Consider the following 22,793-nt stretch of genomic DNA (forward strand, 5'->3'; position numbering starts at 1 on the left):
TCCCCTCCCCGATAACAAAAACAGAGTGCAGCGAACATGAGCAAAACCGTGGAGTTTTATTTCGATCTCGGCAGCCCCGCCACCTACCTGGCCTATACCCAGCTACCAAGGATCTGCGCCGAAACCGGCGCTCATCTGATCTACATTCCGATGTTGCTGGGCGGCGTCTTCAAGGCCACCGGCAACGCATCGCCGGCAATGATCCCGGCCAAGGGTCTTTACATGTTTCAGGACCTGGACCGCTACGCCAAACGCTACGGCGTGCCCCTGAAATTCAACCCGCATTTCCCGATCAATACCCTGATGTTGATGCGCGCAGTCACCGGTATTCAACTGCGTCATCCCGATCGCTTCCAGACATTCATCGATTGCCTGTTTAAAGCGCTGTGGGTTGAAGGCCGTCCTATCGATGAGCCGGCAACCGTTGCCGCCGTGCTGACCGAACATGGCTTCCAGCCTGAAGAGGTACTGGCATTGACCAATGATGAAGCAGTCAAGGCTGCACTCAAGAACAATACCGAAACCGCCGTGAAGCGTGGCGTCTTCGGTGCGCCGAGCATGTTCATCGACAACCAGTTGTTCTTCGGTCAGGACCGGCTGGACTTCGTGGCGCAAGCCCTTCGCTAAATCTCCACCACCAGACGCCCCTGAGCTGCCTTCGTTGCCAGCAGCTCATGGGCTTCCCCGGCAGTTTCCAGCGTAAACCGACGCGGATCGAGCAACGGGCGCAATTGGCCGGACTCAATCAAGGCAGCAGCCTGTCGCAGGATCTCGCCATGATGCTCACAGCCTCGGCCGGTCAGTAACGGCAGCAAGGTGAACACTCCCGAATACGTCGCCCCACGAAACGACAACGGCGCCAGACTGTGCTGCCCCCAACCGAGACAGCTCAGCACATGCCCGCTATAGATCCGTGCTGCTTTGAAGGATGCGTCCAGCGTCTCGCCGCCGACCGTGTCATAGACAATATCGAACCCTTCCCCCGCCGTGAACCTGGCGACATAGTCCTCCACCGAGTTCTCTCGATGATCAATGAACGTCGCACCGTAGCCCTCGATGATCGAGCGTTGTCCTCCAGAACCCGTGGCATAGACTTCAGCACCGAATGCACGAGCCAGTTGAATGGCCACATGCCCGACACCGCCCGCACCACCGTGAATCAACACGTTGTGCCCCGCCCCCACCCGAGCCCGATCCACCAGACCCTCCCAAGCGGTGATCAGTATCAATGGCAAGCTTGCGGCCTCACGTGAGCTGAGGTTCAAAGGCTTACGCGCCAGCAGTCGTGCGTCCACCACTGCAAACTCGGCCAACGATCCTTGCGCGCCGCCAATGCCCGTGGCTAACGCATACACCTCATCGCCCGGCGCCCATCCCTGCACGCCCTCACCCACTGCTTCGATCACACCAGCCAGATCCAGTCCCAACACTGCCGGCAACGGTTGCCGGGCATGGGCGGCCTGCCCCGCACGAATTTTCAGATCGAGCGGATTCACACCGCTGGCCTTGATCCGCACCAGTACCTGTCCAGCCCCAGCCACAGGCCGTTCCAGGGAAACCAAGCGTAACGGCCCATTGGCCTGGTCCACCATCAGGGCTTTCATGTTCAGTGAGTCAGTCATTTCGGTCATTCCTGTCGGAGAAAGTGAAACCATGTTCCCGCAACAGGCCTATGCCGATAAGAAGCCAAATGACTATAGTGAGCATGCCGAATTGGCATGAATGAGGCGCTTTATGGACAAGCTAAACGCAATGGCCATCTTCGTCCGGGTAGTCGAACGCGGCAGTTTCTCTGCCGTTGCCCGGGAACTACACACCACCCAGCCGACTATCAGCAAAGTTCTGCGCGCCCTTGAAAATCAATTGGGCGGCAAGCTGATTGCCCGCAGTACGCGCAAGTTGTCACTGACCGATGAAGGTCAGCGGTACTACAACGAATGTCGAAACATCCTCGCAGCCGTGGATGCCGCCGAGCAGCGTTTCCAGTCCGGCAGGGAAACCGTGGCCGGTCCTCTACGAATCGGCTCATCCGTCAGTTTCGGCCGTTTGCAGATTGCCTCGCGACTGGCGGATTTTCTGCAACGCTACCCTCAGGTGCAGGTCGACCTGCAATTGAGCGATCAGAATCTGGATCTGGTCAGTGAAGGCCTGGACGTCAGCCTGCGCATCGGCGATTTGAACGACAGCGGCATGATCGCCCGACGCATCGGCACCACCCACCGGCTCACAGTGGCGACGCCCGATTACCTGCGACGCCAAGGTCACCCACAATCACCTCAGGATCTTGCGCAGCACAACTGCCTGCAATTCAACCTGCTCAGCACTCAGAACCTGTGGACCTACGAGAAGGATGGCCAATATCACGACGTACGTATCCAGGGCAATGCCCAGAGCAACAACTCCGAAGCGATCCGCGAAATGGTCTTGGGAGGACTGGGGATTTCGCTGTCACCGGTCTGGCTGTTCAGCGAGGATTTGAAGGCCGGTCGGGTGATCGCCCTGTTGCAGGACTACCAGACCCGATCATTGCCGATACACGCCGTGTCCCCGGTGAACCGTCGCCAGTCCGCCAGGGTCAACGCGTTTGTCGACTTCATGACCCGGGCGCTGGCTGCAGCGCCCGAGCTTCAACCGATCAGATAGCGGCAGTACGCGTGTTCAACCACTCCAGTGCCGCGCCATCAAGCAGCGGGCTCAGACGCTCGCGCACTTCGGCGTGATAGGCGTTGAACCACTGTTTTTCTTCCTGCGTCAGCAACGACGGTTCCAGGCAACGGGTATCGATCGGGCACAGGGTCAGGGTTTCAAACTTGAGGAACTCGCCGAATTCGCTGCTTCCCGCTTCAACGTTCATCGCCAGGTTCTCGATCCGCACACCCCAGCGGCCCGGACGATACGTGCCCGGTTCAATGGAGGTGATCATCCCCGGTTGCATGGCAGTCTGTGGTGCTGGCGCCGCCTGATAGGCAATCACCTGCGGACCTTCGTGAACGTTGAGGAAGTAACCCACGCCGTGGCCGGTGCCGTGGCCATAATCCACGTTCTCGGCCCAGATCGGCGCGCGGGCAATCGCATCCAGCAGCGGCGACAGAATGCCTTTAGGGAAATGGGCGCGGGACAACGCGATCACACCTTTCAGGACGCGGGTGCAGTCGCGTTTCTGCTCTTCGGTTGGCGTACCGACCGCCACCATCCGCGTGATGTCGGTAGTACCGCCCAGATATTGGCCACCGGAGTCAATCAGCAACAAGCCGTCACCCTCGATCACCGCGTGCTCTTCCGGGGTGGCGTGGTAATGCGGCATCGCACCATTGGCGTTGAATGCGGCAATTGTGTTGAAACTCAGCGACACATAATCCGGACGTCGCTCACGGGCTGCCGTGAGTTTTTCATCGATGGTCAGCTCGGTTATGCGCTCGCGCCCCCAGGCCGATTCCAGCCAGGTGAAAAACTCGCACAGCGCCGCGCCATCCTGCTCCATCGCCTGACGAATATGGGCGGCGTCTGCCAGGCTCTTCTGCGATTTGGCCAGCGTGGTCGGGTTCAGGCCTTCGACCAGTTTCACGCCACTGTCGAGGTTGTCCAACAGACCGCTGGTCACCCGCGCCGGATCCGACAGCAGGCTCGCGCCACTCGGAATCGCACGCAGGGCATCAGCGATTTCGCTGTAGTCACGCACGGTCACGCCGTCTTTTTCCAGCACGGCACGCAACTCTGCATCGACCTTACTCAGTGCGACAAACAGCGTGGCCTGCTGCTGGCTGATCAGCGCGAAAGAAACGAATACCGGGTTGAACGACACATCGCCGCCGCGCAGGTTGAACAGCCAGGCGATGTCGTCGAGGGTGGCGATGAAATGCCAATCGGCGCCGCGCTCCTGCAGGGTTTCGCGCAGTTTGGCGAGTTTCTCGCCACGGCTGACTGTCGCCTGCGGTGGCAGGTGCTGGTAGATCGGCGCATTCGGCAGCGCCGGGCGATCACTCCAGACTTCTTTCAACAGGTCGATGTCGGTACGCAGACTGGCGCCCCGCGCTTCGAGCTTGCTGCCCACCGTACGCGCCGACGCAACGGCCATCACCGCACCGTCAACCGCGACCACGCCACCTTCCGGCGTCTGTTCGGCGAGCCAGTCCAGCGGGCTCGGCTGACCCGGTTGCAGTTTCACCAGTTCGATGCCGCTGCCCTTGAGTTCCTTGGTCGCCTGTTCCCAGTAGCGACTGTCGGCCCAGACCCCGGCGAAATCGGGGGTGACGATCAATGTACCCACCGAGCCATGGAAACCCGACAACCATTGCCGGCCCTGCCAGTAACCCGGCAGGTATTCCGACAGGTGCGGGTCGGCGGACGGCACCAGCAACGCGTGGATACCTTCGCGGCGCATCAGTTCACGGGTGTGCGCGAGGCGCTGGGGAACCGTTCCATCGGTCAAAGTCTGGGTACTCATCATGTCTCCTGCCAATCACTTCATCGTTATTGTTCGGTGCCGTTCCAAGACGGCGAGTTAAAGCCTTGTCGCCCAGAATGCCGGAGCACTGGCGCAGGCGGTCTTGATCAGTTCTACAGCCTTGTCGACGTCTTCGGCAGTGGTGAAACGGCCGAGGCTCAGGCGAATCGTGCGCCCCGCCAGATGCGCATCGTGCCCCAGTGCCAGCAAGACGTGGGACGGCGCGTTGCTCGCGGAATTGCAGGCCGAAGTCGCGGAAAACGCAATTGAATGACTCAACGCCGCCGGGTTGAACTCGCCTTCGCTGAAGGTCAGGCTCAAGGTGTGCGGGATACGTTGAGTACTGCTGCCGTTGAGGCGCACGCCGGGCAGGCTCAACAGTTGTTCAAGCAGACGTTCGCGCAGCGCGACGATGGTTTTCTTCTCGTCATCAAAAGCTTCGGCAGCCAAGGCAAACGCCGAGCCCATGGCAGCAATCTGGTGAGTCGCCAACGTACCGGAACGCAAGCCGCCCTCGTGGCCACCACCGTGAATCTGCGCCTGCAAGCGCTGTTGCGCACGCGGGCCGACGTACAGCGCGCCTATGCCTTTGGGGCCGTAGAGCTTGTGCGCCGAAAACGACATCAGGTCCACCGGCCATTGCGCCAGATTGATCGCGACCTTGCCCGCGCCCTGAGCCGCATCGACGTGGAACAAGGCCCCGCGCCCACGCACCACTTCGCCGATGGCCGGGATGTCGTTGACGGTGCCGAGCTCGTTGTTGACCAGCATCAGCGATACCAGAAAGGTGTCATCGCGCATCGCTTCACTGACTGCTTGCGGGGTGATCAGGCCTTCGGCGTCCGGCACCAGATAGGTCACGGCGACACCGGCGTCCTGCAATTGCCGGGCGGTATCGAGAATGGCTTTGTGTTCGATCTGACTGGTGATGATGTGCCCGCCGGACACACCACGGGCCTGGGCCACGCCTTTAAGGGCAAGGTTGTTGGATTCGGTAGCGCCGGAGGTCCAGACAATCTGCTGTGCCTGAGCGCCAACCAGTTCGGCGACTTGTCGCCGAGCGTTCTCGACCGTTTGTCGGGCTTGTTGGCCGAAGGCGTGGGAACTGGAGGCCGGGTTGCCGAAGTTACCGTTGAAGCCCAGACACTCGATCATCACCTGGATGACCCGCTCGTCCACCGGGGTGGTGGCGGCGTAATCGAAATACAGCGGACGTGTGTTCATAAAAAGACTCGCAGAGCGTGTTCCGGGATCAGGAAGCTCGTGTCTACAAACGGCACGGCGCAGCCTTGTGAGCTGCGTCCGGGTTCGAGAGCGCCATCAATACCTGATCGGATGCCGTTAAAGAAGAACAACTTCATTTAAAAGTGCGTAGGAACGCTCCTGAGCGCGACTTTAACAGGCATCGGGGCGGCGGTTGTAGCACTGCGTCAGCCAAAGCTTTCAAGGAGTAACGGATACAGCGAAATCACCAGCAACGCCGCCATGCCCCAGTTGAACACCCGCAGCCAGCGACGATCCTTGAGCACGTTACGCAGCAACGTTCCGCACGCCGCCCAGACACCGACGCTCGGCAGGTTGATGATGGCAAACACCGCGGCAATCACGATCACATTGGTGAAGTAACCCTGCATCGGCGTGTACGTGCTGATGGCGCCGATGGCCATGATCCAGGCTTTGGGATTGACCCACTGAAAAGCCGCCGCGCCGAGATAGCTGATCGGTTTTGCTTCGCCCTGCTCGCTGTCGCCGACCGGGCCCGAATGGGCGATTTTCCACGCCAGATACAACAAGTACGCCGCGCCAACGTAACGCAGAGCCGTATAAAGAAGAGGATAAGTCTGGAACACCGCGCCCAAACCAAAACCCACTGCTACCACCAGCACGAAGAAGCCGCAGGTAATGCCGAGCATATGGGGGATGGTGCGGTTAAAACCGAAGTTCACGCCCGATGCCAGCAACATGGTGTTGTTCGGTCCCGGTGTGATCGAGGTGACAAGGGCAAACAGGGCGAAGCCCAGCAGCAGGTCGAGCGAGAGGGTCATGGCAGGCAGTCCGTCAGGGGTCATTCAGGTGTTGACCCTATCCCACGGCGCCGCGCAAACCCACGGACAGTTGGGTAAAACTTCGAGCAGTACAGTTGCGAATCAGCTAGGACGACCGTGCAGCTGTACGGCCCGCTCGGCGCTCATTTCACCCTTGTTGTCGAAACCGAATGTCTTCTGCGGCTGGCCGAGCAATTCGGCTTTTTTCGCGTGGTATTCCTCGAAGGACAAACCGCGACGGTTCAAGGTTTCGAGGGCTAGTTCCCGGGTTTCTTCCGCAGTGTAAGGCCGCAATTCCGGGGAAACGTGGCTCGCGCAACCGGCGAGAACAGAGACAGCGAGCATCAGCGAAACAGTCAGTAAACGATTCATGGGAGTGTCCTGGCGAGCGGTGTGTGTCGGTGGAGAAAGGCTACGCCCGGGCACGCTTTGGCAGAAATCAACGCTCTCAATAGTGGCTATCGGAATTTGGACAGGGTTGATTTCATATTTTCGTGACGGCAGTTTCCTCGGCCACAGCGCGCTACGAAGTCACCGACGAATTCCTCAAGATCTGGCGCCGCGTGTTGCGAGGCGGAGCCGCAATGTGACCCGCACGCGGCTGATCAAGATCGGCGAGTTGGCGGTGAACAAGTAGCGCCCTGTGGCCAACCCGCAAGACGAGCGCCTTATCCAGCTGCCGATCTAGCCGACCAGTTGGCAGTGCAAGCCATCGTCGTGACTGCGGGCGATGCTGCTCAGTACCTGGAATGAGCCGAAGGTCACGGTGCGCGCCTGATGAGTACGGATCAGTTGCCAGAAGTCCTGCTCGCCGGTCTCGAAACTCTGGAACGCGGCCTCTCCCGCCTCGCGGGACTGCCATTGCAGAAAGCTCAACACTCGCCGGCCATCGTCGCTGGCCTGGACGCTGGCACTGACGAAGCCGGGGTAACGCTGGGCCAGGCGTTCGGTCTGCACCGCCAGCGCCGAGACCAGCGCCGGTTGCTGGCCGGGTTCGATTTCAAATTCGATCAATTGGGTAAAGCTGCGGTTTTTCGCTGGTGCTTGCATGACATCCCCACTCTGTCAGACGAATCTTGCGATTCGAAGGCGTGCAGGGTAAAACCTCGAGTTAACTAGAGGTCAAGGGGCAATTTTCAAATGATCACTGCGGAAAATCTGCACAAGCAATTGACCGTCGGCGAAGTCGCGGCCCGCAGCGGCGTGGCGGTTACCGCCCTGCACTTTTATGAATCCAAGGGTTTGATCAAGAGCCAGCGCAATGCCGGCAACCAGCGCCGCTATCCTCGGGAGGTGCTGCGGCGGGTGGCGTTGATCAAGGTGGCGCAACGGCTGGGCATTCCACTGGCGGAAATCGGCGAGGCGCTGAAACAGTTGCCGGATAACCGCGCGCCGACGGCGGCGGACTGGAAAGTGTTGTCGGAGCAGTGGCGGCGGGAGTTGGACGAGCGGATCAATCAGTTGGTGCTGCTGCGTGATCGGCTGACCGGTTGCATCGGTTGCGGATGCCTGTCTATGGAGGCCTGCCCGCTGCGCAATCAGGGCGATGTGCTGGGCGAACAGGGGCCCGGAGCGCATTTTCTCGACGTTCCAAAGTGAAGGTTCCCACGCCACGGGTTTCGGCTTCCCGCGCGTAGTCAGCGAACAGGAACGCCAGCGCCAGCGGCGATTTTTGTGGTCGGCATTTGGGCTCCGTTCCGGCGTTGCGGGCTGCTCGTCGGCTGCCCGGTCACGGCGGCGGCACGGATCTATAGTTGAGCGACCGGCAACCCCGGCGAAGGCACACCTTCAACCTCTAATAAAAACCAGGCAACAAATAACAGGGAGCACCGCCATGAGCGTCAAACCCATTCCCGAGGGGTACCACAGCATTACCCCGTACCTCGGCATTCACAAAGCTGCCGAAGCCATCGACTTCTATAAAAAAGCGTTCGGTGCCACCGAAGTGATGCGCCTGAGCATGCCCGACGGCGGCATCGGCCACGCCGAACTGCGCATCGGCGACAGCGCGATCATGCTCGGTTCGCCATGCGATCAAGGACCGCTGAGCAATCCGGACACAGCGGTGTCGGTCGGTTTGCATCTGTACGTGACCGATGTCGACAAATCCTTCCAGCGCGCGCTGGATGCCGGCGCGACCTCGGTGTCCGAGGTCAAGGATCAGTTCTACGGCGACCGCAGCGGGACATTGAAAGATCCGTACGGGCATCTGTGGTTCCTGGCCACGCGCAAGGAGGACCTGACGCAGGCGCAGATCGAGCAGCGGGCAAAGGAAATGTTCCAGCAGGGTTAGCAACGCCGAGTGTCCATTCCCGCGCAGCGCGCGGGGATCGGCAAACACGATTCATGAACCGTCGAACCACGCTTCACGTCTTGTCATGAACGCCCGGCGATTTCAGGATGCAGGCCACTCGCCTGAATAAAGGATCACATCCAGATGTTTGCCGGATTCGTCAAAGACCAGCGCCTCGTCAACGGCGTGGACATCAGCTACCGCATCAAAGGCAGCGGCCCGGGTCTGCTGCTGTTGCACGGACACCCGCAGACCCACGTCATCTGGCACAAGATCGCCGAGCAACTGGCCGAACATTTCACCGTGGTCGCTGCAGACCTGCGCGGTTATGGCGACAGCAGTCGCCCGCCGGCCGATGAGGCTCACCTCAATTACTCCAAGCGCGAGATGGCCAGCGACGGCGTGCAATTGATGAAAGCGTTGGGTTTCGAGCATTTCTCGATCCTTGCCCACGACCGTGGCGCCCGGGTCGCCCATCGCCTGGCTCTCGATCATCCCGAGGTTGTGCAGCGCATGATCCTGCTCGACATCGCCCCCACGCTGGCGATGTACGCCCAGACCAACGAAGCCTTTGCCCGGGCCTACTGGCACTGGTTCTTCCTGATCCGTCCGACGCCGCTGCCGGAAACCCTGATCGAAGCCGATCCCGAAAGTTACCTGCGCAGTGTCATGGGCAGCCGCAGCGCCGGGCTGGCACCCTTTACCGATGAGGCGTTCAGCGAATATCGGCGTTGCCTGGAACGTCCCGGCAGCGCTCGCGGAATTTGTGAAGATTATCGGGCCAGTGCCGGCATCGACCTGGAACATGATCGCGCCGACCTCGCGGCCGGTCGTCACTTGAACCTGCCATTGCTGGTGCTGTGGGGCGCCGAGGGCACCGTCGGTCGGTGCTTCGATCCGCTCAGGGAATGGGAACAGGTGGCCACCAACGTACGGGGCAAGGCCCTGCCTGCCGGGCATTACCTCGCCGAAGAAGTCCCTGAGCTGTTGCTCGTCGAAGCGCTCGATTTTCTCTGCTGATTTCCCTCCTCCAATCCGGCGGCATGCGCTGCCGGACTGCTTAGCCCTCCTCCTCGCAAATCCGCCCCGCGCAGCCGCCACCTGCAATCGCGAAACATTTACTTTCATATCGCTTATCGGGATTTGCTTCGGTCATCCGTCTTATAGAAATGCGGGCCGGTCGCGTAGGCAAAAGCCACGACCGGCCCTTCAGGGACTGCCGCGCTGCGAAGCCCGTAGCGTCAAGTCCTCTCACTGAATCAAGACCCGTCATCATGTCGAAGAAATCCCGCTCGAAACTGTGGTTCCTGGTACACAGCTGGCTGGCATTGCCGATCTGGTTTTTCGTTCTGATCGTCTGCGTCACCGGCACGCTGGCGGTGGTCAGCCAGGAGATCGTCTGGCTGGCCAACCCGCAAATGCGCGCCAGTGCACCGTCGGATGATGCACCGCGCCTGAGTTACGACCAGATCCTCGCCGAAATTAAAAAATCCGAACCGCAGACGGTGGTGCAAAGCATCAACCGCCCGGACGAATCGCACTTTGCCCTCGACGTCGACGTCAGCTACCCCGACGGGCGTTCCTTGACGGTCTACGTCAATCCGTACACCGGCGTGATCCAGGGCACGGCGCCGAGCTTCAACTTCAAGGCGTTCACCCGCGCACTGCATGGCTGGTGGCTGGTGCCGTTCACCAACGGTTTCAGCTGGGGCTGGTACCTGGTGTCGTTCCTCGGCCTGCCGTTGCTGGCGTCGCTGGTGACCGGACTGGTGGTGTACAAGCGTTTCTGGAAAGGTTTCTTCCGCCCGACCCTACGCATTCGCCACGGCGCGCGGATTTTCTGGGGCGACTTTCACCGCCTCAGCGGCATCTGGTCGATCTGGTTCATCGCGGTGATTTCGATCACCGGCACCTGGTTCCTGATCCAGGCGCTGCTGTTTGACAACCAGATTTCCATCTCCAGCGAGCCGATCATTCCGGCCATGTCTCGCGAAGCCGTTCCGCAGTCCAGCGATGGTTTGCCCCCGCCGCGCATCAGCCTGGACCGCGCCATCGAAATCGCCCGGACAAAAATCCCCGGCTTCGAAGCCAGCTTCATCAGCCTGCCGGGCAATGCCTACGCGCATCTGGATATCGGCGGGCGCGGCTGGTATCCGCTGATGTACCAGACCGCCACGCTCAACCCGTACAGCGGTGACGTGGCGGCTTCGCGGCTGTTGTCCGATCGCACGTCGCTGGAGTTCGTCACCGAATCCATGCGCCCGCTGCACACCGGTGACTTCGGCGGTCTGTGGGTCAAGCTGATCTGGTTCTTCTTCGGCCTGCTGCTGAGCATGATGGTCCTCAGCGGGTTGTTGATCTGGACCAAGCGCACCGCGCTGGCCACGGCCAACGCCCTCAAGCGCGAGCACAAGAAACAGCGCGTACAGGCACAACCCGCCCTGCGCCGTGAAACGTCGGAGGCCAACCTGTGAGCAAGTCCACTCCTGTGGCTCAGCCTTCACGGCTGAGCGTGATCTGGCACAAATGGCGCTTCCACATCAACGTGCTGTTGCTGTTGATCCCTTTGGGCTTCATGCCCAAATACTTCGCCGACGCCTCGCTGTTTCGCGGAGACAGCGGATTGGGTGAAAGGGAGATCGGCGAAATCCAGGTCGGCCCCTGGAGCCTGCGACTGGCCGAACTGCGCAACGAGGCACCGACCCTGAGCGGGCCGGCCGGCTACATGAAAGATTTCAACGCGGCCCTCTGCGATGCCTGTGTCGACCACGTCAAGGCGACGTACCTGCGCATCGGCAAACCTCGCAGCCTGCGCGCGGCCGGGGTGATTTTCTTCGGCACGCCTTACCGCATGGGCACCCAGCTGCCGGTGCCGGAAAAGACCGCTGCCGACGCCGAACTGTGGATCACCATGGAAGGCTGGGACGGCAGCATGCATCAAGCCTCGATCCCGCTGAGCCAGGCCTCGCCTGCCACCCTCGCCTGGTTGAACAAACAAGGAGCCAAACCATGAGCCGTCCTTTCCGACTGAGCATCCGCACTGCACTGCTGGCGCTGTGCGCCGGTTTCAGCGCCAGTGCCCTGGCCCACAACCCGATGTGCGAGTGCAAGGCCATCGACGCCGAGCAGATCAAGTGCACCGGCGGTTTCTCCGACGGCAGCGGCGCGCCGGGGGTGACCCTGGATGTGATCGGCTACGACGAAACCATCCTGGTGCCCGGCAAGCTCGGCGCCGATTCGACCCTGACCTTCAAGAAACCCGGCGCCGAGTTCTACGTGTTGTTCGACGCCGGCCCCGGCCATGTGGTCGAAATCGACCAAGCGGATATCGAAGCCCCATGACCACACCGACCACCCAGGTTGTACGCCCGGCCGGTGCCGGGCACGAAACCCTCAACGTGCTGCTGATGTGCCTGCTGATCCTGGCTGTCGCCGGATCAGTAGTGGCATGGCGCGGCGTCTCCCACGAGCCCGAGCCGGTTTCCAGCCATCAGCTGGATGCCCGCCGCGACCTCGGCGCCAGCGAGCAAGGCATCTATGCCGACTTGCGGGTGACCCTCGACGAGATCCGCCTGCTGCGTGAAGAACAGCAAGCGCTGCCGACCCCGCAGGACCTTGCAGATGAAGGGTTCGCGCCATTCGCCCAGGATGCCAGCTCGGTCAGTCGTGGCGGTCATGCCTGGCAGTTGCTGGCCGACCGCGCCTACTTCGGCCACAGCCAGGCTCCGGCCGTGGCCGGGTCGTTTCTGATGCGCCTGAACGACGCCGCACCGGATATCTGGCTCAACCGCGCCACCGACCTGCAAGCGCCGACAGATCTGTCCGACACAGCGCTGTCCGCTGCCGGCTGGAAACAGATCGTCGCGCAATTCGATGCCGGCGTGACCCGCGAACATCGTCATTGAACCCTCGCCTTCATTCGAGAGAAGACCGCTTGCCCATGCCTAGTTCATCTCAACGCCGCCCCTTCCTGCGCCTGCTGCTGATCGGTCTGTGCGCCTGCCTGCTGAGCCCGCTGGCCAGCGCCGATCAGGCCAAGCGCCTGCGCATCGGCATCACCCTGCATCCGTATTACAGCTATGTGGCGAACATCGTCGGCGACAAGGCCGAGGTCGTGCCGCTGATTCCCGCCGGCTTCAACCCGCACGCCTACGAGCCGCGTGCTGAAGACATCAAGCGCATCAGCGGGCTGGATGTGATCGTGCTCAACGGAGTCGGGCATGACGACTTCGCCGACCGTATGATCGCCGCCAGCGAAACGCCGAACATCAAGACCATCGAGGCCAACGAAAACGTGCCATTGCTGGCCGCCACCGGGGTTGCCGCGCGCGGTGCCGGCAAAGTGGTGAACCCGCACACGTTTCTGTCGATCAGTGCCTCGATTGCCCAGGTCAACAACATCGCCCGTGAACTGGGCAAGCTCGACCCGGACAACGCCAGGACCTACACCCAGAACGCCCGCGCCTACGGCAAGCGCTTGCGGCAGATGCGCGCCGACGCTCTGGCCAAGCTGACCCAGGCACCGAACGCCGAATTGCGAGTGGCCACGGTGCACGCCGCTTATGACTACCTGCTGCGCGAGTTCGGTCTGGAAGTCACCGCCGTGGTCGAGCCGGCCCATGGCATTGAGCCGAGCCCGAGCCAGTTGAAGAAAACCATTGACCAACTGCGCGAGCTGGACGTGAAAGTGATCTTCTCCGAGATGGACTTCCCGTCTACCTACGTCGAAACCATCCAGCGCGAGTCCGGTGTGAAGCTGTACCCGCTGTCGCACATTTCCTACGGCGAATACACCGCCAACAAGTACGAAAAGGAAATGACCGGCAACCTCGACACCGTGGTTCGGGCGATTCAGGAGTCCGGCGCATGACTTCAAAAGAAATCGAACTCCCTGTGGGAGCGAGCTTGCTCGCGAAAGCGTCCATTCAGTCAACGTCGCCGTTGGATGAGAAAACGCATTCGCGAGCAAGCTCGCTCCCACGAGTATCAGGCCCGACTCTGGAATTCGCCGACGTCAGCCTGACCCTCGGCCGCACGACCATCCTCGACAAGGTCACCTTTCAAGTGCAGCCCGGCAGCGTGCATGCGCTGGTCGGCCCCAACGGCGGCGGCAAGAGTTCGCTGATCAAGACTCTGCTCGGGCAAATGCCCCATCAGGGCCGGCTCAGCCTGCAATGGCCCGGCGAGCCCGGCACCATCGGCTACGTGCCGCAGGCGCTGGAGTTTGATCGCGGCCTGCCGATGACCGTCGATGATTTCATGGCCGCCATGTGCCAGCGTCGCCCGGCGTTTCTCGGATTGAGCAAACGCTACGCCGGCGCCATCGGTGATGCACTGGCGCGGGTCGGCATGCAGGACAAGCGCAAGCGCCGGATGGGCGCGCTGTCCGGTGGCGAACGCCAGCGGGTGCTGCTCGCCCAGGGTCTGATTCCGGCGCCGCAATTGCTGGTGCTGGATGAACCGATGTCGGCCCTCGACGAAGCCGGGATCCAGGTGTTCGAGCGTTTGCTCGGCGACTGGCGCGCGACGGGCGTCACCGTGCTGTGGATCGAGCACGATCTGGAAGCGGTCGGGCGCCTGGCCAATCGCGTCACCGGCCTCAACCGCCGCGTGCTGTTCGACGCCACGCCACAACAGGCCCTGACCCCGGAGCGTCTGCTGACCCTGTTCTCGACCCATCCACGGAGCGCTGCCTGATGAGTTATGAAGCCTTTCGTTTGACGGTGCAGGGCTGGGCGTCGTCCGGTTACCTGCCGGAAGCCCTGGCCTACGGTTTTGTGGTCAACGCGCTGCTCGCCGGCCTGTTGATCGGCCCGGTGCTCGGCGGCCTCGGCACGCTGGTGGTGGTCAAGCGCTTCGCGTTTTTTTCCGAGGCGGTCGGCCACGCGGCGCTGACCGGCGTGGCCATCGGCATTCTGCTCGGCGAACCCTACACCGGGCCTTACGGCAGCCTGTTCGGCTATTGCCTGCTGTTCGGCATCCTGCTCAATTACCTGCGCAACCGTACCGGCCTGGCTCCGGACACATTGATCGGCGTGTTCCTTTCGGTGTCTCTGGCGCTGGGTGCCAGCCTGCTGCTGATCCTGGCGGGCAAGATCAACGTGCACATTCTGGAAAACGTATTGTTCGGCTCGGTGCTGACAGTCAACGGCAACGACCTGCTGGTGCTGGCGATTGTCGGTTCACTGGTGATGGCGCTGGCCCTGCCGTTGTACAACCGGATCATGCTTGCCAGCTTCAACCCGCAACTGGCGGCGGTGCGCGGTGTCGCGGTGAAAACCCTGGATTACCTGTTCGTGATCCTGGTGACGCTGATCACCGTCGCGGCAGTAAAAGTCATCGGCGCGATTCTGGTCGGCGCCCTGCTGGTGATTCCGGCAGCGGCCGCCCGCTTGCTCAGCCAGTCGCTCAAGGGTTTCTTCTGGTGTTCGGTGCTGATTGCCACGGTCAGCACGCTGTGCGGGATTCTCGCACCGATCGTGTTCGACCTGCCGATTCCGTCCGGCGCCGCGATCATTCTGGTCGCCGGTATCGCCTTCGCCATCGCTGCGATTGCCCGGGGCGTCGTCCCCAGTCTGAAAGGGAACCTTGGATAAATGGCTTTTTCATTGCGACAACTGACCCTGGCCATCGCCCTCAGCGGCGCAGTTTCGAGCCCTCTGCTGGCGGCCGAGAAACCGTTGCGGGTGCTGGCTTCGTTGCCCATCACTTATGGTCTGGGCGAAGTCCTGCTCAAGGGCACCGACATCAACCTCGAACGCGCTGCGCCGGCCAATCTGCCGGGCAGCCGTCAGACCGCTTACTTCACCGGGCGCGGCGCCCCCGCGCTGAGCAAACTGGCCGCCGGCGCCGACGCAGTGATCGGCGTGCGCTCGCTGTGGGCCGATGATCCGCTGTACCCGATCGCCCGCCGCAGCAATATCCGCATCGTAGAAGTCGACGCGGCGCGCCCGGTGGACGGCGCCTTGCCCGGCATTGCCGTACAACCGGGGCTCAAGGTTGACGGCCTGAACAGCCAGCCGTGGCTGGCGAGCAACAACATGGGGCGCATGGCTGACGTGATGGCAGCGGATCTGGTGCGCCTGGCGCCGAAGGACAAACCGAAGATCGAGGCCAATCTGGCGACGCTGAAACAGCGTCTGCTGAAACTCAGTGCCGACAGCGAGGCGCGTCTGGCCAGTGCCGATAACCTGAGTGTGATGAGCCTGAGCGACCACTTCGGTTATCTGATCGGCAGCCTGAATCTGGAACTGATCGGACAGGATGCGCGTCCGGATGCCGAATGGACGCCAGAAGATCTGAAAAAACTGACCGCCACACTGAAAGACAATGACGTAGCGGTGGTGCTGCACCATCGGCAGCCGTCGGACGCGGTGAAAGCGGCGATCGCCGAATCGGGCAGTCAGCTGCTGGTGCTGAGCACCGATGCGGCGGACCCGGTGGGGGAGCTGGAAGGGAATGTGGATGTGTTGCTCAAGGGCTTGAGCGGCGCGTAACGCCAGTCGCCCCCCGTTGATCGTTCCCGAAGCGGACGCAGAGCGTCCAATGAGACATTCCCACGCAGAGCGTGGGAACGATCATCAAGGCCGATCTTCCAGACATGAAAAAACCCGCTGACCGTTCTCGGTTCAGCGGGTTTCTTTTTGGCTGGAGACTTACTGGGCAGCCGCTTGCGCTTCCATCTTCTGGCGCAGGCTCAGCGGGCGCATGTCGGTCCAGACTTCTTCGATGTAGGCCAGGCATTCCTTTTTCAGGCCGCTCTTGCCGACGGTGCGCCAGCCCTCCGGCACGGCCTTGTAGTCCGGCCAGATCGAGTACTGCTCTTCGTGGTTGACCACGACTTGAAAGAGGATGTCCTCGCGGTCGAATACTGACGTCATGCTGTGTCTCCATCGCTTGAAGGGTGGGCTGCACGACGGGTGCAGCCGGGTATGTAGAAAGAACGTTCGACGCGGCGAAAAATTTACAGGCTGGCGGTCGCGGCGCTCAGCGCACGGCCGAAGACTTCGGCGACGCGATCGATTTCGGCGGCGGTAATCACCAGCGGCGGCAGGAAGCGCACCACCGCGCCATGTCGCCCGCCCAGCTCCAGAATGAGCCCGCGCTTGAGGCATTCACGCTGAACCAGAGACGCCAGACGTGCGAAGGCCGGTGGATGGCCCAAGGCATCCGGGGTGCCATTCGGATCGACCAGCTCGACGCCGAGCATCAGGCCACGACCACGAATATCGCCCAGTTGCGGGAAATCGCGTTGCAGGATGTGCAGGTGTTCACTCAAGCGTTCGCCCATGGCGGCGGCGTGTTCGCAGACCTTGTGTTCGACCAGGTAACGCATCACTGCGGAACCGGCGGCCATCGCCATCTGGTTGCCACGGAACGTCCCGGCGTGGGCGCCTGGCTGCCAGGTGTCGAGCCAGTCGCGATAGACCACCACGGCCAGCGGCAGGCTGCCGCCGATGGCTTTGGACAGCACCACTACATCCGGCGTGATGCCGGCGTGTTCAAAGGCAAACATCTTGCCGGTGCGGGCGAAACCGCTCTGGATTTCGTCGATGATCAACGCCACGCCGACCTTTTTGGTGATGCGGCGCAGACCGCGCAACCACTCGATGTCCGCCGGAATCACACCGCCCTCGCCCTGCACCGCTTCAACGATGACGGCGGCCGGCAATTGCACGCCAGCCTCCGGGTCGTTGAGCAGGTTTTCCAGGTAACTCAGGTTGGCCTTCACGCCCGCCGCGCCACCGAGGCCGAACGGGCAACGGTAGTCGTACGGGAACGGCATGAATTGCACGCCGTTGCTGAGCAATGCGCCCAACGGTTTCTTCGGACCGAGGCTGCCCATCAGGCTCAAGGCGCCCTGACTCATGCCGTGATAACCGCCGGAGAACGACAGCACGGTGCTGCGCCCGGTGGCGGTACGCACCAGTTTCAGCGCGGCTTCCACGGCGTCAGTGCCGGTCGGGCCGCAGAACTGGATTTTCGCTTCCTTGGCCAATGCGGGAGGCAAGAGGCCGAACAGGTCCTGAACAAACTGGTCTTTCACCGGTGTGGTCAGGTCCAGGGTATGCAGCGGCAGCTCATCGGCCAGCACCTGCTGGATTGCCTCGATCACCACCGGATGGTTATGCCCCAGCGCCAGAGTGCCGGCACCCGCCAGGCAATCGATGAAGGTCCGGCCCTCGACGTCCTCGACGTACAGACCCTTGGCGCGTTTCAACGCCAGCGGAATGCGCCGCGGGTAACTACGGGCATTGGATTCCTGCTGGCTCTGACGGGCCAACAACGGCGACTCATTGAACTGATACAGCGTTTCCGCCGGCGCGGAGGCGATCCGGGCCGACGACTCTTCGATAAGGCTGGTGGCGACTGACATCTCTCGACCCCTCAATACGCTATGGATAGTGACCAAAACTGCACACCAGGCAGTGCGCGTTCCGGTCGCGGGGCGCACATGCAGGTTTTCCTGTTCTGGAAACGCACCAGCGTGTTGAGGATTTACACCCTTGATCGAATGTCAGGCCGAGATTGCCAGCGCCTTGTGCATCGGCAGAGTCACAACGCCGTGTTGTATGAGGGGAGACGCCGTTTCGCGATAACCCAGGCGCCGGTAGAACGCCGCGCCGGTTCGCGTGCTGGCGAGCGTGACGCGAGGCTGGCCACGAATCCGCAGCCACCCCTCCAGATCGCCCATCAGTGCGCGACCCGCACCGCGACGAAACCACTCCGGCTGCACATGACAGAACGTGATCTCGCCATTGGCTGCGGCCATGCCGACACCGACAGGTTTGTCCTGCAGCAGCGCGATGTTCAGGTAAAGACGCGGATCGGCGAGCCAGGCGCTGATGTGTTCCGCCGATTGTCGGCGGATCCAGCGGTCGACCAGTTGTGGATCGTTGCGATGGTCGAGCGCGCAACCTACGCGAATCGAGCGCTCGAGAATCCGGCTGATGATGCCGGCGTCGGCGGGGGTGGCGGGACAGATGTAGACGGGTGCTTCCATGGCGCTGTTTCCCTCAATCCATTGAGTCAGAGACTGGAGCGACAATAACGTCGCGGCCAGCAGATGACTAATGGAGAGAGGTTACATTTGATGTGCCTGGCAAACGTCAGAGCGGTTGCAGCGGCATGGTCAGCTCGACCCGCAAGCCATCCGGGCGGCTGTCGAAATGCAGGGTGCAGGCGCAGCGTTGAACGATGGCCTGGACAATCGCCAGTCCCAGTCCGCAACCGGTGCTCTGGCCGTTGCGCCAGAAGCGCTGGGTCAGATGTTGCAGATCGTCCGGCGCAATCCCCGGCCCATGATCGCGCACCACGAAACGCACATGAGAGGCGGAGGTTTCCAGGCTCAGTTCCACCGCGCCGTCCGTCGGGGTATGTCGCAGAGCGTTATCCAACAGGTTGCGCAAGGCTGCGATCGACAACACTGCCGGCATTTGCAGGGGCGCAGCGGACAAGCGTTCAGGCAGGTGCAGCCTGATGCGCTGGCGCTGGTCGCTGGCCGAGTCCTGAATCGCCAGTTTCGCCACCTGTTCGGCACTGCACTGGACGCCGTCGTCGAACGACAGACTGCCTTCGACCCGCGCCAGCAACAGCAATTGCTCGAGGGTCCGGTGCAGGCGGTCGGCGCCCTCCTCGGCCCGGGCCAGAGACTGATCCCGTGCACTGCCTTCGGTCATGCGCGCCACTTGCAGGTGGGTCTTGATCGCCGTCAGCGGACTGCGCAGTTCATGGGCGGCATCGCCGGTCAGGCGACGTTCGCGCTCGATGGTCTTGCCGATGCGCTGGAACAACTGGTTCTGGGTTTCGAGCAGCGGTTTCAGTTCGCTGGGGAATGACTGCAACTGCAACGGCTCGAGCGAATCGGCGTTGCGGCGCATCAAGGCTTCACGCAAGCGATTGAGCGGTGCCAGGCCCTGGCCGATCCCCAGCCACAGCAGGCACAGGCAGCCGAGCAGCGCCACGCCGACCGGCACCGAGGCCGCCAGCAGGATCGACATGTTCAGGGCTTCGCGCTCGATCACACGGTCGGCGGTGGTGATCCGCACATCGCCCCGGGCCAGAGTAAAGCTGCGCCATGGCGCACCGTCGATCATCTGATCGTGAAAGCCCATCTTCCGGGCTTCCAGCGCCTGTTCCGGGTTGTTGTGGCTGCGGGCGAGGATTTCCCCGCGCAGCGAACTGACCTGACAGGCCATGCCGCCGGGAATGTTCAGTTGTTCGGCGCTGAAGTGGGTGCCTTCGCCTTTGCTCGGAATGGCCGGCAATTGCTCCAGCAAACCGGCGACCATGCGTGCCGACGCCACCAGGCGCTGGTCGAGGGAAAACATCATCTGGTTGCGCAGGTCGCTGAGCATCCAGGCAGCCGCCAGGGCCCAGATCAGCGCGAACGCGGCGCCGAGGGTCAGGCTCAGGCGCAGGCGCAGACTCATCACTTGTCAGGTTCTCCGCCATCGGCCGGGCCCAGGCGATAACCCAGCCCCCGCACGGTTTCGACGATGCCCTTGCCCAGTTTGCTGCGCAGGTGGTGGATGTGCACGTTGAGCGCGTTGCTCTCAAGTTCATCGTTGAAGCCGTAGACGCTGTCCTTCAACTGCTCGGTGGACAGCACCCGGCCACGGTTGTGCAGCAAGGCCTGCAGCAACGACTGTTCACGCCGGGACAGATCAATCGAGCGGCCTGCCAACGTGGTTTCGCGGCTGCTCGGATCATAGGTCAGCGCACCGTGCTCAATCAGGTTGACACTGCGCCCGGCCACCCGGCGCAGCAGGGTTTGCAGACGGGCGAACAATTCGCGCAGATCGAATGGCTTGAGCAGATAGTCGTCGGCACCGGACTGCAAACCGTCGACCCGGTCGGTGACAGAATCCCGCGCAGTGAGGATCAGCACCGGAATTTCCAGCCCCTGCTGACGCAGTTGCTGCAGCAGTTTGAGGCCATCTTCGTCCGGCAACCCGAGATCGAGCACCATCACGTCGAACTCGGCAACCTTGAGGATCGCCCGCGCCTTTGAAGCCGTATTGACGTGCTCGACCGTCAGGCCCTGGGCAGTCAGGCCGGCGACGATGCCGCTGGCGATCAACTCGTCGTCTTCGCAAACCAGTACGTGCATGGGGAGGTTCTCTGAATAAAAACATGAGTCAAGCAGGCAAGGATTAAGGTCAAATTATGACGAGGGATTGAGTTCAGGCAAGGCGTATTTCGTGTCGCCTTTTCCATCTGCCAAGTGCCTGACACTCCATATAACGTTAACACTTATATATTCATCCTTACCCGCCCCCCAAAAAAGCATCAACTTGAAACATACATTCCCACCTGCAACCATTCCAAATTTGAATATTCATCGATACTCTCAACATCGAAAAACACAAACACAAAACAACCAACAAAACAGGCTTATACCCTAAGCCGCCATCTAATCTAAAGGAATTGAGACATGCCAAAAATGAACAACTTTGTCGCCGTTGACTGGTGCGCTGGCCCAGACCGAATTTTCTTTTTCTTCAAAGAGCACAACTTATACTCTCGTTTCTCCTTAGGCGACAACAAAGCCGACAGTGGCTATCCACTACCGGTGAGAGGAAACTGGGGCGACCACATCATCTCCGCCGCTGATCTGCGCTTCGGCTTTACGACCACTGAACCCAGCTGGAATAACAGCATCGACCACCTCTGGCTTTTTTACTATCAGGATGATACTCCGTGTGTGTGCCAGTTCCTTCAACAGACTGACAGCGTAATCTCCAACACCACCGTTGCCGATTCCAAATGGGCCCCACTACTTCCATATTTCAAAAACATCATTGGTGTCATGCGGCGACAAACGACTTCATCCGTCGATGAACTCCGAGTACTTTTAAATAACGGGAATTACCTGTCCTACGATTACACCAGCATGACACTGGAAGTCATCCCCCTCGAAGGCAGCGACTGGGCCGACCTGGAACAATACAGTGATCGAATGATGACAGCAGTCTTGAATGACTATCCAACGTTCGATCGGTACTTTTATATTTTCCTGCACGGCAATGAGTACTTGCGATATGAGCACGAGTCTAAAAAAATACACGGCCCGATCCAAATCGACGATGAAAGTTGGCCGGGCCTCCCACACGATTGAAATCATGCAGGACGCCAGAATATTTCTGCGACGCGATTAATAGAACCTTCAACATTAACTCCCTGCACAGAATTCATATCTGGCGTTCACCAACACCCATACAAACCGCTTCAACCACAAACAACTCTTCAACCAACTAAAAGAAAAACAACCATGGATAACTTCGTCTCTATCGATTGGCGCAACGGCCCCGATCGTATCTTTTTCTTCTTTAAAGGCACCGACATGTTCGCTAGTTTCAGTCTCGGCGATAATCGTCTCGAAAAACATCACCCCATCTTGATCAAGGGGCACTGGGGGGATTTCGAACAGCACGTGGACGACCTGAGGTTCGGATTCACGTGCCAAGCCCGGACTGGCACAGTGCCGGCGGAGGCGACATGGTCTGGTTCTTTTACTACGACGGCGAAACTCCGATGGCCTGCAAGTTCTCCCAGATTACTTCAAGTGTGGTATTCAAAAAGAAACTTTCAGATACCGATTGGTGGCCACTAGGAAACTTCTTCCACAAGATTGTCGGTGTCATGCTGGATGAAAAGGCGGACGTCAAGCACACCTACTGGGTTCTACTGAACGACGGACGCTATTTCAAATACAACCCTGGAATCCCCAGAAAAGTCAAAGTACTGTCAATGGCCAATTCCGAATGGAGCTTTCTCGAAAAGTACAAAGACCGGATCGTTACAACCGCACTGAATAATTACCCGGTCTTCGATACTTATTTTTACATTTTCTTGACCGACGAAGAATATCTGAGATTTGACCTCAAGACCCGAAAAGCCAGCGGCCCCCATCCGATCGATGAAGAAACATGGCCCGGTTTGTTTGATTGACAGGTAAATTGCTCTGTGCGCAGGGGAGCGGATTGGGCGTCGCGGTTAATCATCGGTT

General features: G+C 60.7%; 27 protein-coding genes and 1 pseudogene. 16 read left to right on the top strand and 12 right to left on the bottom strand.

Annotated features, from left to right (window positions below):
• The first annotated feature begins 36 nt into the window (after positions 1-36).
• Complete coding sequence (locus tag I5961_RS19385; RefSeq protein ID WP_227233086.1) at positions 37-627, top strand: 2-hydroxychromene-2-carboxylate isomerase; 591 nt, start codon at positions 37-39, stop codon at positions 625-627.
• On the opposite strand, the gene I5961_RS19390 is transcribed toward I5961_RS19385, so the two are convergent.
• The gene (locus I5961_RS19390) at positions 624-1,622 is read right to left on the bottom strand and encodes a zinc-dependent alcohol dehydrogenase family protein (RefSeq protein WP_227233088.1); all 999 of its coding nucleotides are present in this window, start codon (positions 1,620-1,622) and stop codon (positions 624-626) included. The genes I5961_RS19385 and I5961_RS19390 overlap by 4 nt on opposite strands.
• A gap of 112 nt (positions 1,623-1,734) precedes the next feature.
• Between I5961_RS19390 and I5961_RS19395 the strand changes: the two genes are divergently transcribed.
• Positions 1,735-2,643, top strand: a complete 909-nt coding sequence (locus I5961_RS19395; protein ID WP_227233089.1) for a LysR family transcriptional regulator — start codon at positions 1,735-1,737, stop codon at positions 2,641-2,643.
• Here I5961_RS19395 and I5961_RS19400 read toward each other — a convergent pair.
• The 4 genes from I5961_RS19400 to I5961_RS19415 all read right to left on the bottom strand — a co-directional run bounded on the left by I5961_RS19400 (position 2,636) and on the right by I5961_RS19415 (position 6,861).
• Positions 2,636-4,444, bottom strand: coding sequence for an aminopeptidase P family protein (locus tag I5961_RS19400; RefSeq protein WP_227233091.1), 1,809 nt, complete (start codon positions 4,442-4,444; stop codon positions 2,636-2,638). The genes I5961_RS19395 and I5961_RS19400 overlap by 8 nt on opposite strands.
• Before the next feature lie 57 nt (positions 4,445-4,501).
• On the bottom strand, positions 4,502-5,668 hold the full coding sequence (locus I5961_RS19405) for an aminotransferase class V-fold PLP-dependent enzyme (protein ID WP_227233093.1): 1,167 nt from the start codon (positions 5,666-5,668) through the stop codon (positions 4,502-4,504).
• A 206-nt stretch (positions 5,669-5,874) separates the two neighbouring features.
• Positions 5,875-6,489 carry a LysE family translocator gene (locus I5961_RS19410; RefSeq protein WP_085700143.1) on the bottom strand — a complete coding sequence of 205 codons (615 nt, stop codon included), beginning with the start codon at positions 6,487-6,489 and terminating at the stop codon, positions 5,875-5,877.
• A gap of 102 nt (positions 6,490-6,591) precedes the next feature.
• Complete coding sequence (locus I5961_RS19415; RefSeq protein WP_085700142.1) at positions 6,592-6,861, bottom strand: hypothetical protein; 270 nt, start codon at positions 6,859-6,861, stop codon at positions 6,592-6,594.
• 124 nt (positions 6,862-6,985) lie between these two features.
• On the opposite strand from I5961_RS19415, the pseudogene I5961_RS28865 reads away from it, so the two are divergent.
• Positions 6,986-7,070: pseudogene (locus tag I5961_RS28865) on the top strand (hypothetical protein); the annotation flags it as partial.
• Between the two features lie 103 nt (positions 7,071-7,173).
• Here I5961_RS28865 and I5961_RS19420 read toward each other — a convergent pair.
• Entirely contained in the window at positions 7,174-7,539 is a 366-nt protein-coding gene (locus I5961_RS19420; protein WP_085700141.1) for an antibiotic biosynthesis monooxygenase family protein, read from the bottom strand.
• 90 nt (positions 7,540-7,629) lie between these two features.
• On the opposite strand from I5961_RS19420, the gene soxR reads away from it, so the two are divergent.
• From soxR to I5961_RS19475, 11 genes are all read left to right on the top strand, one after another.
• Positions 7,630-8,088: a redox-sensitive transcriptional activator SoxR gene (gene soxR, locus I5961_RS19425; protein WP_085700140.1), complete on the top strand. Its 459-nt coding sequence runs from the start codon at positions 7,630-7,632 to the stop codon at positions 8,086-8,088.
• Positions 8,089-8,323: 235 nt separating this feature from the next.
• Complete coding sequence (locus I5961_RS19430; RefSeq protein ID WP_085700139.1) at positions 8,324-8,782, top strand: VOC family protein; 459 nt, start codon at positions 8,324-8,326, stop codon at positions 8,780-8,782.
• 144 nt (positions 8,783-8,926) lie between these two features.
• The gene (locus I5961_RS19435) at positions 8,927-9,802 is read left to right on the top strand and encodes an alpha/beta fold hydrolase (protein WP_227233094.1); all 876 of its coding nucleotides are present in this window, start codon (positions 8,927-8,929) and stop codon (positions 9,800-9,802) included.
• Between the two features lie 254 nt (positions 9,803-10,056).
• Positions 10,057-11,256, top strand: a complete 1,200-nt coding sequence (locus I5961_RS19440; RefSeq protein WP_227233096.1) for a PepSY-associated TM helix domain-containing protein — start codon at positions 10,057-10,059, stop codon at positions 11,254-11,256.
• Complete coding sequence (locus I5961_RS19445; protein WP_085700136.1) at positions 11,253-11,795, top strand: thiamine pyrophosphate-binding protein; 543 nt, start codon at positions 11,253-11,255, stop codon at positions 11,793-11,795. The genes I5961_RS19440 and I5961_RS19445 overlap by 4 nt, the downstream gene beginning before the upstream one ends.
• Positions 11,792-12,124, top strand: a complete 333-nt coding sequence (locus I5961_RS19450; RefSeq protein WP_085700135.1) for a hypothetical protein — start codon at positions 11,792-11,794, stop codon at positions 12,122-12,124. Before I5961_RS19445 ends, I5961_RS19450 begins: the two co-directional genes overlap by 4 nt.
• The gene (locus I5961_RS19455) at positions 12,121-12,687 is read left to right on the top strand and encodes a DUF6162 family protein (RefSeq protein ID WP_227233098.1); all 567 of its coding nucleotides are present in this window, start codon (positions 12,121-12,123) and stop codon (positions 12,685-12,687) included. Before I5961_RS19450 ends, I5961_RS19455 begins: the two co-directional genes overlap by 4 nt.
• A 35-nt stretch (positions 12,688-12,722) precedes the next feature.
• The gene (locus I5961_RS19460) at positions 12,723-13,652 is read left to right on the top strand and encodes a metal ABC transporter substrate-binding protein (protein WP_085700133.1); all 930 of its coding nucleotides are present in this window, start codon (positions 12,723-12,725) and stop codon (positions 13,650-13,652) included.
• Entirely contained in the window at positions 13,649-14,479 is an 831-nt protein-coding gene (locus I5961_RS19465) for a metal ABC transporter ATP-binding protein (protein ID WP_227233099.1), read from the top strand. Before I5961_RS19460 ends, I5961_RS19465 begins: the two co-directional genes overlap by 4 nt.
• Positions 14,479-15,378 (top strand): metal ABC transporter permease, encoded by a 900-nt coding sequence (locus tag I5961_RS19470; RefSeq protein WP_085700131.1) that lies wholly within the window; start codon positions 14,479-14,481, stop codon positions 15,376-15,378. The genes I5961_RS19465 and I5961_RS19470 overlap by 1 nt, the downstream gene beginning before the upstream one ends.
• The gene (locus I5961_RS19475) at positions 15,379-16,278 is read left to right on the top strand and encodes a metal ABC transporter substrate-binding protein (RefSeq protein ID WP_227233101.1); all 900 of its coding nucleotides are present in this window, start codon (positions 15,379-15,381) and stop codon (positions 16,276-16,278) included.
• 159 nt (positions 16,279-16,437) lie between these two features.
• On the opposite strand, the gene I5961_RS19480 is transcribed toward I5961_RS19475, so the two are convergent.
• From I5961_RS19480 to I5961_RS19500, 5 genes are all read right to left on the bottom strand, one after another.
• Complete coding sequence (locus I5961_RS19480; RefSeq protein ID WP_007917715.1) at positions 16,438-16,662, bottom strand: MbtH family protein; 225 nt, start codon at positions 16,660-16,662, stop codon at positions 16,438-16,440.
• An 83-nt stretch (positions 16,663-16,745) separates the two neighbouring features.
• Positions 16,746-18,158: an aspartate aminotransferase family protein gene (locus tag I5961_RS19485; protein ID WP_227233102.1), complete on the bottom strand. Its 1,413-nt coding sequence runs from the start codon at positions 18,156-18,158 to the stop codon at positions 16,746-16,748.
• A gap of 141 nt (positions 18,159-18,299) precedes the next feature.
• Positions 18,300-18,785, bottom strand: a complete 486-nt coding sequence (locus tag I5961_RS19490; RefSeq protein WP_085700128.1) for a GNAT family N-acetyltransferase — start codon at positions 18,783-18,785, stop codon at positions 18,300-18,302.
• A gap of 106 nt (positions 18,786-18,891) precedes the next feature.
• A complete protein-coding gene (locus I5961_RS19495) occupies positions 18,892-20,214 on the bottom strand; it encodes an ATP-binding protein (RefSeq protein ID WP_085700127.1) in 1,323 nt (440 codons plus the stop codon).
• Positions 20,214-20,894 (bottom strand): response regulator, encoded by a 681-nt coding sequence (locus tag I5961_RS19500; protein ID WP_085704475.1) that lies wholly within the window; start codon positions 20,892-20,894, stop codon positions 20,214-20,216. Before I5961_RS19500 ends, I5961_RS19495 begins: the two co-directional genes overlap by 1 nt.
• A gap of 324 nt (positions 20,895-21,218) precedes the next feature.
• On the opposite strand from I5961_RS19500, the gene I5961_RS19505 reads away from it, so the two are divergent.
• Entirely contained in the window at positions 21,219-21,902 is a 684-nt protein-coding gene (locus tag I5961_RS19505; RefSeq protein ID WP_227233104.1) for a hypothetical protein, read from the top strand.
• 54 nt (positions 21,903-21,956) lie between these two features.
• Here I5961_RS19505 and I5961_RS19510 read toward each other — a convergent pair whose 3' ends face one another.
• Positions 21,957-22,217 (bottom strand): hypothetical protein, encoded by a 261-nt coding sequence (locus I5961_RS19510; RefSeq protein WP_227233105.1) that lies wholly within the window; start codon positions 22,215-22,217, stop codon positions 21,957-21,959.
• Positions 22,218-22,243: 26 nt separating this feature from the next.
• Here I5961_RS19510 and I5961_RS19515 point away from each other — a divergent pair, with 26 nt between their 5' ends.
• A complete protein-coding gene (locus tag I5961_RS19515; protein ID WP_227233106.1) occupies positions 22,244-22,735 on the top strand; it encodes a hypothetical protein in 492 nt (163 codons plus the stop codon).
• Positions 22,736-22,793 lie beyond the last annotated feature (58 nt).

The organism is Pseudomonas sp. IAC-BECa141 (assembly GCF_020544405.1).
In the GTDB taxonomy this organism is placed as follows: domain Bacteria; phylum Pseudomonadota; class Gammaproteobacteria; order Pseudomonadales; family Pseudomonadaceae; genus Aquipseudomonas.